The sequence below is a fragment of the Telluribacter roseus genome (assembly GCF_017355915.2).
In the GTDB taxonomy this organism is placed as follows: domain Bacteria; phylum Bacteroidota; class Bacteroidia; order Cytophagales; family Spirosomataceae; genus Telluribacter.
The window spans coordinates 113,268-122,443 of sequence record NZ_JAFEUV020000015.1; the positions used below are offsets into that span (position 1 = coordinate 113,268).

Consider the following 9,176-nt stretch of genomic DNA (forward strand, 5'->3'; position numbering starts at 1 on the left):
GCACTCACATGTATTGCTTTTAAAAAACCGCCTTCCAGACGTCGTTGAAGATAGCGAAAGCCATCAGCCCCAGCAGGAGTACCATTCCTACCTTCTGGGCATTTTCGAGGAAGCGGTCCGAAGGCTTACGGCCTGATACCATCTCATAAAGGAGTATCACCGAATGGCCACCATCAAGCGCCGGTATGGGCAGCGCATTCATAAAGGCCAGTACCATTGACAGGAGTCCCGTCAGGAACCAGAAACGACCCCAATCCCATACTCCCCCGAACATACGGGCGATACCGATCGGACCACTGATGGCTTTGGAAGCCGACACTTCACCACGGAAAATCTTTCCAAAGCCTTTGATATTATTATAAACGACTCCGAAGGCTTCTTTGGTACCTACTACCATAGCCTGACCAAGGGTATAGTCAACGGTAGTATAGTTGAGTAGGCTCTTGGCCTGGAAGCCCAGTGTACCTTCGGGAGTAACTTTAGAAGTAAGCGTAACTTGCTGCCCGCCACGCTGTACCGTCAGGTTAGCGGTTTTGCCCTTCAGGGAGTCAAGTGCATACTGCAGCTGGTGGAAAAACTGGATCGGCTTACCGTTGACCGCCACAATACGATCTTCGGCTTTGAGACCAGCCTCCTCAGCCGGGTACCCGGCCACTACCTCTCCCACCGCAAACGGCTCGGCCGGACGGATAAAGGTTCCACGGGCCTCGGGATCAGAGAGCTTCTCTATAAAATCATTGGGAATATCAACATCTACCAGACTACCGTTGCGCTGTATGGTGTAGTAGCTACCGCTACCCAGAAATACATCCGAGCCTACCGCTTCGCTGAAATCCTTGAAATCTTTACCGTTAACCTTTACAATTTTATCACCTGTCTGAAGGCCGATTTCGCGGGCCAGTTCACCGGCTACAATACCGTAGCGGTTTACCTCCTCACGCGACAGGAACCGATCACCGGTACTGTAGGAAATAGCAATAAAGATGATAATACCTACGATGACATTGACAATAATACCTCCCAGCATCACGATCAGACGCTGCCAGGCTGGCTTGGCCCGGAACTCATACGGCTGCGGCTCCGCGTTCATCTGGTCGGTATCCAGCGATTCGTCGATCATACCGGATATTTTCACAAAACCTCCCAGCGGTACCGCCCCCAGGCCGTATTCCGTTTCCCCCCGCTGGATACTCCATATCTTGGGTGGAAAGCCGATAAAGTACTTTTCCACTTTCATCCCGAACATCTTGGCGGCTACCAGGTGCCCCAGTTCATGTAAGCCTACTAGTATGGACAAGCCCAGAATGAGCTGTCCGGCCATAATCAATACTTCCATTCAGTTTTTTATAAATAGTAAAATGCAGGTACCAGAGGGTAATAGCTCTTTTCAGATTACCGCCCGCTACCTCCGTTAGTTAGTAAGAGTTTACGTATTTTGAGCCTGTAATATATTGCAAGCAGGCTTCCCATCAAAGAACGTAAATCCAATCGGTAAAGTTACGCAAAAGCCCTGATTTAGTCTGTAAAGGTTATCTATATTCTGCATCAGGAGTTTGTAAGTGGTACTCCTCTTTCTGGTCTACACGGCGTAAGAGCCCTACTACTACCTGCAAATCAAACAAAACAAAAAAGACCGGGAGCAACGTCCCCGGCCTTTTATCAATCTGACACCAATATAAGATGTTATCTTAAAGCTTTATGTACTATTAATAGTCTGTATTCTGAGGATCGAAGTTAGCCCAGCCCTGAGTCCAGTCAGTAGCTCCGAAAGCACCTACGTAGGTAGTAGCTTCAAATCCGGCAGGAAGTGTTACACCATTGCCCATCAGAGGCGATCCAGCCTGAGGAATAGCGCTTGGACGAGCCGAGATAGAGTTGAAAGAAGAAGGCAGCAACAGTTCAGCTACGGTGGTATATACTTTATTCTTATTAGCAGCAGTGTCGAACATGGCAGTATCTACACCTTTCATAGGAGTAACTGCTCCTTGGATAGCCACCCCCTGGATGTTCATCTTACCAGTTTTGTAGTTATCAACTACTTTATCCTGCAGCTCGATACCGGTTGGGAATGCACCAGCAAATACGCTGTTGTAGATAGAGATCTCGCTGTTACGACGGATACGCATAGCTGAGCGGTACTTAGAGTCCAGGTCACCGGCAGCAATGGTAGAGGTAACGTTGGCGAATTTAGCACTGGTCTTAGGAGTAGCATCAGAACCACCCGCATCGTTGTCTGACTCAAAGGTATTAGAGTCCCCAGCCTGGTCAGCTACCTTAGGATCACGCAGGATGTAGCCAAACTGTACGTTACCGCTGTATCCGTTGTCAGTATCAAAGTCATCATCCAGCGTACGGTATGAGATCAGGTGCTTGGCATTAACAGTACCACCAAACCATTCGAATGCGTCGTCGCCACTGTACGAAACCTGTACAAAGTCAACAGTAGTACCAGTACCTACACCACCGAAAGTAAGACCGTTGATCTCTTTGTCAGTTTCGAAAGCGATACCGGCAAACTCAATACGAACGTACTTAAGGCTACCTGAGTTATCAGCGGCGTTAGTACCACCATAGGTTGAGATATTCTCTCCCTCGATTACAGCCGGAGTTTTGTTAACCGGAGCATTACCCAGGATGATCACTCCTCCCCAGTCACCGGCAGCACGCTGGCCCTTAGGCTGGTTGGAAGTAAATACGATAGGCTTCTCAACAGTACCGTTGGCGATGATCTTGGCACCTGGCTGGATGATCAGAGAGCCTTTGGTAGCCTTGTCACCTTTGATGATAGTACCTGGCTCGATGGTCAGGGTAGCGCCATTCTCTACATATACAAAACCATTCAGAACGTACTTGTTGTTGGCGGTCCAGGTAGTATTCTGGGTAATTTTACCGGTGACGGTATTGGTACCTCCTACCGGTGGCACTTCAATATCATCATCATCATCATCCGTATTATTACATGCGACGAATGCAGTCATGAGCATTCCCACTAGCAACAGGTTAAACAGTTTTCCTAGGTTTTTCATGTGTTTTTGTTTTTAACAATCTGACTGATAAGTGTATAATTAGTTAGGGTATTCTTAGAATTTGTAGCTCAGACCGATGGTCGAGTACGAGCCGCGACGGTAGGTCTGGTAAGGCTCGTCTATGTTCGTGATCTTCTGGTCGAGGTTGCTGTCCTGGATCAGGCGGAAAGGCTGGTTAAGCAGATCCTGGATACCCAGCTTCAGTTCGAGGCGCTGACCCAGTGATTTGATAACTGTCACATCAATTACGTTGCGGGCCATTTCGTACACAGTAGGCTGGATTTCCTTGTCACCCACCAGGAAGATACGGCGACCGATCACGTTGTAGAGCAGGTTGACCTGCCAGCCGCGATTCACATCGTTGTAGTAGATACCCGAGTTGATCAGGTAGGGCGACTGACCCTGTAGCTGGCGGTTATTCTCCTGTCCGGCAAAGCCCGTCAGTACATCACTCTTAATTACTGAGGCATTCAGAAGCAGGGTCAGGTTGCTGACGAAGCCAGAGTTGGTAATGTCTTTGAGTGACTTGCGTACTTCCAGCTCGGCTCCGGTAGCGTACGCTTCCTCGGCGTTATCTACGTAGAACGATACTCCTGAACCAGCGTAGCGGATACGAGCTTCGATCGGATTCTTGAAGTGCTTATAGAAGGCAGCTACCGACACTACCTCACCCTCACGTGGGTACCACTCGTAGCGCAGGTCTACGTTCTGGATTGAAGGCGTCTTCAGGTTGGGGTTACCTACCCGCGACACATCAAAAGCAAAGTCATAGTAGGTAAACGGCGCCAATTCACGGAACTCAGGACGGTTGACGGTCGAGCTGTATGCCAAACGTAGCAGGGTCTTTTCGGTGAAGTTATAGGCCATATTCACCGAAGGCAGCAGGCGGAAGATAGGGTTATCAACCTTGATGCGGGTACCTGATCCACGCTGACGGCTCTGGAGTTTCTGGTGGTTGTACTCGGCACGGGCGCCCAGCGATACGTTAAACTTAGAAGAGAAAGGTATATAAGCTCCTACGTAACCGGCAGTCAGCATATTCTGAGCGGTGTAGCGGTCGTCAAAGTTGGTACGCTCGCCGTAGTATAGTTTGTCAGTGGCGATGTTGCTCTGGTCAAACAGCTGCTCGGGCGACTGGTTCAGGATTTCCTGCGATACACCACCCGGGTTGATCAGGTTGAACCAGCGGGCCTGGAACGCGCGGTCTTTGTATTCAGCGTAAGCTCCGGCGCGCAGTTTGATCTGCATTTTCTCGTCTCCTTCGAAGCCGCTGCGGTTGATGCGGTGCTCTACGTCAGCTCTTCCTGATGAAGTGTACTCGTTAAGTGTAGAGTAGAAGCGGGCGGTACGGGCCAGACTGGCGTTGCTTCCAGGTACTACCTCTACGGTGAAGGGCTCATCCGAACCTATGTTGCGGCTTGATACGAAGCGACGGTAGTCGGGCTCCTCGCGGTGTGTGTACCCAAAGGCGCCGGTCCAGCGTACCGTAGTAAGGTCAGACAGGTCGTGGGTACCGCTCAACTGGCCAGAGTAAATGCTCTTGGACTCGTAACGGAAAGCGTAGTTCTGTACTTCGCGGCCGTTCTCCTGCGTGAATCCCTGACGGAAGGTAGTTTCCTTGTTGGCCAGCTGGTTGAACAGGTTGCGGAATTCGATCTTGTGGTTAGGGTTCAGGATCAGGGCCCAGTTAGACATCACACCCAGGCGAACGTTCTCGGTGTACTGCTGGTCGTTGTAGTTTACCCATAGCAGCGACTCCTGCTTCTGCTGATCAAACGACAGGTAGCGGAACTGGCTCACTGGCATGGCCTGACGCGTGTTGGAGTAGCTGATGTTGTTGAAAGTAGTCAGCCTCTTATCTCCTACGAAGAACTTGGCGTTGTAGCCCAGTGAAGCCCGCAGGTCAGGTACGGCTGTGATATTCTTGGCAGTGAAGTAGTCAGGCAGGTTACGGAAAGCAGCAATAGAGCGCTCAGAAGGTATGTTTTCGCTGGTCAATCTCCTGGTAGAAGGGAACGAAGAGGGGAGTTTACGGTCACCGGCTCCAAAGCCAGCCCAATCCAGTGAAGAGCCCTGGTGGGACAGTACATTCTGGAAGGTAGTACCGCTCCGGTAGCCCGAGGTCAGGCTGAGGCTCAGACCATTCTCGTCGGGAATAGTCTTGGTATATATCTTGATGACACCACCCGAAAACTCGCCGGGTAGCTCAGCAGAACCTGATTTGAAGATCAGCATCCGGTCGATGGCGGAACTGGGGATCAGGTCAAAAGAGAAAGATTTTACGTCTACTTCGGTGGAAGGTGTGATGGCGTCGTTGAGCATTACGGTGTTGTAGCGCTCATTCAGTCCGCGGATGATGACGAAGCGGTCGTCCTGGATGGACACACCGGGTACGCGGCGGATAACCTGAGAAGCGTCACGGTCCTGTGACTTCTGGATCTGCTGGGCCGAGATACCTACGGCTATCTGTTCGGCCTGCTTGATCTCGGTAATTACTGACACATCTGTGAAAGTCTGACGCTGACCGGTGATCTTTACTTCTTCGAGGGTAGCAACGTCTTCTTCAACGGTAGTATTAATAAGTACTGTCTGGTTGGGATAAACCGTTACCGGAATTTCTTTTGTCTTGTACGACACGAAGCTTACCAAGACAGTCTGGGCTCCGGTAGGTACGTTTTTGATTTCAAAGTTACCTTCGATGTCGCTGGAAGATCCCAGGGGAGGAGTAGTACCTTTAAGCAGGATGCTCGCGCCAATGATGGCTTCTTTGGTCTTGGCATCAACTATGGTACCTTTGATAGAGCCCGTTTGAGCAACGGCCAGGGCCGCTGTTAAAACACTGAAAATGAGAGTTAAGAAATGCTTTTTCATACTTGGTGTCAGTAAACTATATGTTACGTGCCACAAAAGTAGAGGGGCAATATTACCTGAATGTTAAGCCAGTATTACGGCTCTATTATTTCGGTAACATCGCCTAAAATATTGTATTTCAATATTTTAGGCGATACTTAAATTGTGCAAAAACAGATTTGAATAATAACAAAAGGAGCAGAAACATCAGCTGCTTCTGCTCCTTTAAGTACATTATACTATTCCGTTTATTCGATAATACCGTTTCCTAAGCGCTTCGTCGGCTCCTGCACATCGTGCACAAAGCCATTTACTACCGCGTAGCGTACCTTACCGTTTTTTCTTAATATAAAGGAAGCCGTTTCGCCCATTTGTACTGGTCCTGAGTACACCTGGCCTTTACGAAGTACATGCAGCGGATGCACCGTGAAGTACAGGCCCAGGGTACGTGTGTTGGCATCGGGGGTGAGGGTCACGTAGGTATAGCCCTGCTTCAGGAGCTCCCAGGAATCTACCTTGCTCAGTTCGGTCATGTTCTTGAAAGGGGTAGGGTATACCTTTCCGCGTTCTATGACATAATCCGTAGCATCTATCTCCTGACTGCCGTAATGGGTCGAAAGGTCGCCGTACTCTTCGATCTTGCTATGGTAGAAGAATTTGGTGGCATTGGCATAGTTCACCTCATTTCGGTTTATACCCAGATCGGTCCGGTACTGCTTTCCCCCCTGCCTCACGGTAGCGTTACGGATCAGGAGGTCGAATAAGTACCTTTCGTTTTCGGGGATATGGTAGTAGTCGTTGCGGTATTCCTGCGTCAGTGACTCGTCCGCAATAGCACCCAGCGCCGACAGGATCGCCACAAAGTTGAGCTTGCGGATGTATTGCTTCTCGGGGTCCCCGGCGTAGCCTCCCGACTCGATCAGGATCAGCGTTGTCCCCCATTTCTGCACATTATCACCAAAGGCACGAGGCTCGTGGTCGTCGGCGTAGCGGGCTACCTGCCCGGGTATAAAGTGCTGCAGCATCCGGTTCATCCGTACGATCAGCTGCATGGAGCGCTCCCGCACCGGATTGATCGAGCGCTCGTAGTCGTAGGCCGTAGCCAGGAAGGAGATGGTAGCTACCTTAGGGCTGCGTCCGGCGGAGTAGCGGGGGCTCTGATCGTGCAGGTTAAATCCGTACTCGGGCTTCAGGCTCTGCTGTAACCCTTTCAGTATCCGGCTTTCGGGCGTCTGCAGGTACAGGGCGTCGCGGTTCATGTCGATTCCCTGAGCGGTACGGCGCTGGTAGCGCTCGGCTCCGTCGGGGTTGAGCATCGGCACAAAGTACAGCGTGGTACTATCCAGCAACTGCTTCCGGAACCCATCAAAGCCATCGTTGCGAGCCTCCAGAAAGTTGAATATATCAAAGATAGCCATGGTAGCGGTCGGCTCATCACCGTGCATCTGCGACCATAGCAGTACCTTGTGGGGACCGCGTCCGACCTTGACCATGCGTATGTCGCGCCCCTCGTACGATTCTCCGACCTTGGTGATCTCGTATAGGGGGTTTCCCTCCCTTTGCTGGATCAGGGCCTGCACATCATTGTGTTTGAATCGGCGCTGGGTGAGGGAAGCTTCGCGGTAGGTAGTGTGGGTATCGTGCAGGCGACGCGCCAGTTCAGTAGGCTGGGCCAGCGTCGCAGAAGCAGCAAGTACAGACATAGCAACAGATAAAAGAGCTTTCATACATTTATTCGATGTCACCAACGGGAGGGGGTATACCTGACCATTGGTCCAAAGGGTTTCTCTTACACATCAGATAGGACCTACAAAAGTAATCATTGTGAATGGGTTGCTATGATAGTCAGCCTTTATTTATCTGCCGGATACTCTTTAAATTTACATCAGCTTGTAATCCCAAAGGATCGACAAATCGTTATTAGTACTCTGGAAAAGGTACAGGGGCTACGCTGGTAGGATAGACACTATATAATAATAGGGTGTATGGATTTCGGAAAAGTAGAAGATATAACGCAGGTAGATTTTACGCTCCCGCCCGACCACCCTCACACGGCGCTGGTCCTGACTAATAGCGGGGGTACCGCTACCCGGCAGGTATACATAGGTCCGCCGATCTGGGCCAATAAGGAGTGGGTAGGCAAGATCTATCCCGTCAATACTAAAGATAAGGACTTCCTGTACCACTACTCCCGCCAGTTCAATACCATTGAGCTCAACAGTACCTACTACCAGATACCCAGTGCTGATACCGTGAAGCGCTGGCGGGAGACGGTACCTTCCGGCTTTCGCTTTTGTCCCAAATGGCCGCAGGCCATCAGCCACGAGGCGCAGCTCCTAGGCGTTAGCCTGCTTACCAATCAGTTTGTGGAGTCGGTACTGGGCTTTGAAGACAACCTGGGTACTACCTTTCTGCAGCTCTCACCGGCCTTCAATCCGGCCCGGCTGCCCACGCTGATCCGCTTCCTGAAAGCGCTGCCTCAGGGGTTTCCTATAGCCATTGAGTTCAGGCATGCGGCCTGGTTTATAGACGAGTACCGCTGGCACCGGGTACTGGAGACCCTGCACGAATTGGGGGCGGGTACTATACTTACCGACGTAGCCGGACGGCGCGACGTGCTGCATATGGGCCTTTCGACGCCGGTAGCGGCTCTTCGCTTTGTCGGCCACGAGCTGCACCCAACCGACTACACCCGCACCGACTCCTGGGTGCAGCGGCTGCGGGAGTGGTTTGAGCAGGGACTGCAGACGGCCTACATATTTATACACTGCGGCGAAAACCTGCTGGCCCCCGAGCTCACCAAATACTGGGTGGAGCAGCTAAACCAGCAAATAGGATTATCTTTAGAAGAACCTTCGATCCGGATTCAGCCCATACAAGGTTCTCTTTTTTGAAAATTTATGCATCGCTCTTGCAAAGTTTTTCTACCTTTGTGCCATGACAAACGCAGGAACATATCATCTCCACCATCGATTGCTTACAATCGGGTCCATCGGGTGATGTGTTTTTGCGAGTAAAGGTGTAATAAGGTTGAATACATAGTACCCCAGAAGCCCGGTTCTTTTCAGAGTCGGGCTTCGTTTTTTACCTTAACCTGATGGCAGCGGCCAACCGCCACCGGCCATTATTGGGAAAGGATAGTTACTTAGTAAGTACTACGGGTAAGTTTTATTGAACAAGAACCCGTAGCTAATACCTAATTGTACTGGTTACTAAGGTTATAGAATATTTGGTATAAAATTTATAGTTTATGTTGGTTATGAAACTCCATAAAAATGCTAGCCTTACTCTAAGGCAGCG

At 50.5% G+C, this 9,176-nt stretch carries 5 protein-coding genes; 1 reads left to right on the forward strand and 4 read right to left on the reverse strand.

Translation table 11 applies throughout. The features are described 5' to 3' along the window. Positions 1 to 19: 19 nt before the first annotated feature. From rseP to JTN23_RS21870, 4 genes are all read right to left on the reverse strand, one after another. Positions 20 to 1,336, reverse strand: coding sequence for an RIP metalloprotease RseP (rseP, locus tag JTN23_RS21855; protein WP_247237198.1), 1,317 nt, complete (start codon positions 1,334 to 1,336; stop codon positions 20 to 22). Positions 1,337 to 1,706: 370 nt separating this feature from the next. Further along, positions 1,707 to 3,026: a beta-helix domain-containing protein gene (locus tag JTN23_RS21860; RefSeq protein ID WP_247237199.1), complete on the reverse strand. Its 1,320-nt coding sequence runs from the start codon at positions 3,024 to 3,026 to the stop codon at positions 1,707 to 1,709. 54 nt (positions 3,027 to 3,080) lie between these two features. Further along, positions 3,081 to 5,897, reverse strand: a complete 2,817-nt coding sequence (locus JTN23_RS21865; RefSeq protein ID WP_247237200.1) for a TonB-dependent receptor — start codon at positions 5,895 to 5,897, stop codon at positions 3,081 to 3,083. 227 nt (positions 5,898 to 6,124) lie between these two features. Next, positions 6,125 to 7,603: a M14 family zinc carboxypeptidase gene (locus JTN23_RS21870; RefSeq protein ID WP_247237201.1), complete on the reverse strand. Its 1,479-nt coding sequence runs from the start codon at positions 7,601 to 7,603 to the stop codon at positions 6,125 to 6,127. 258 nt (positions 7,604 to 7,861) lie between these two features. Between JTN23_RS21870 and JTN23_RS21875 the strand changes: the two genes are divergently transcribed. Next, a complete protein-coding gene (locus JTN23_RS21875; RefSeq protein WP_247237202.1) occupies positions 7,862 to 8,770 on the forward strand; it encodes a DUF72 domain-containing protein in 909 nt (302 codons plus the stop codon). Positions 8,771 to 9,176: the final 406 nt, after the last annotated feature.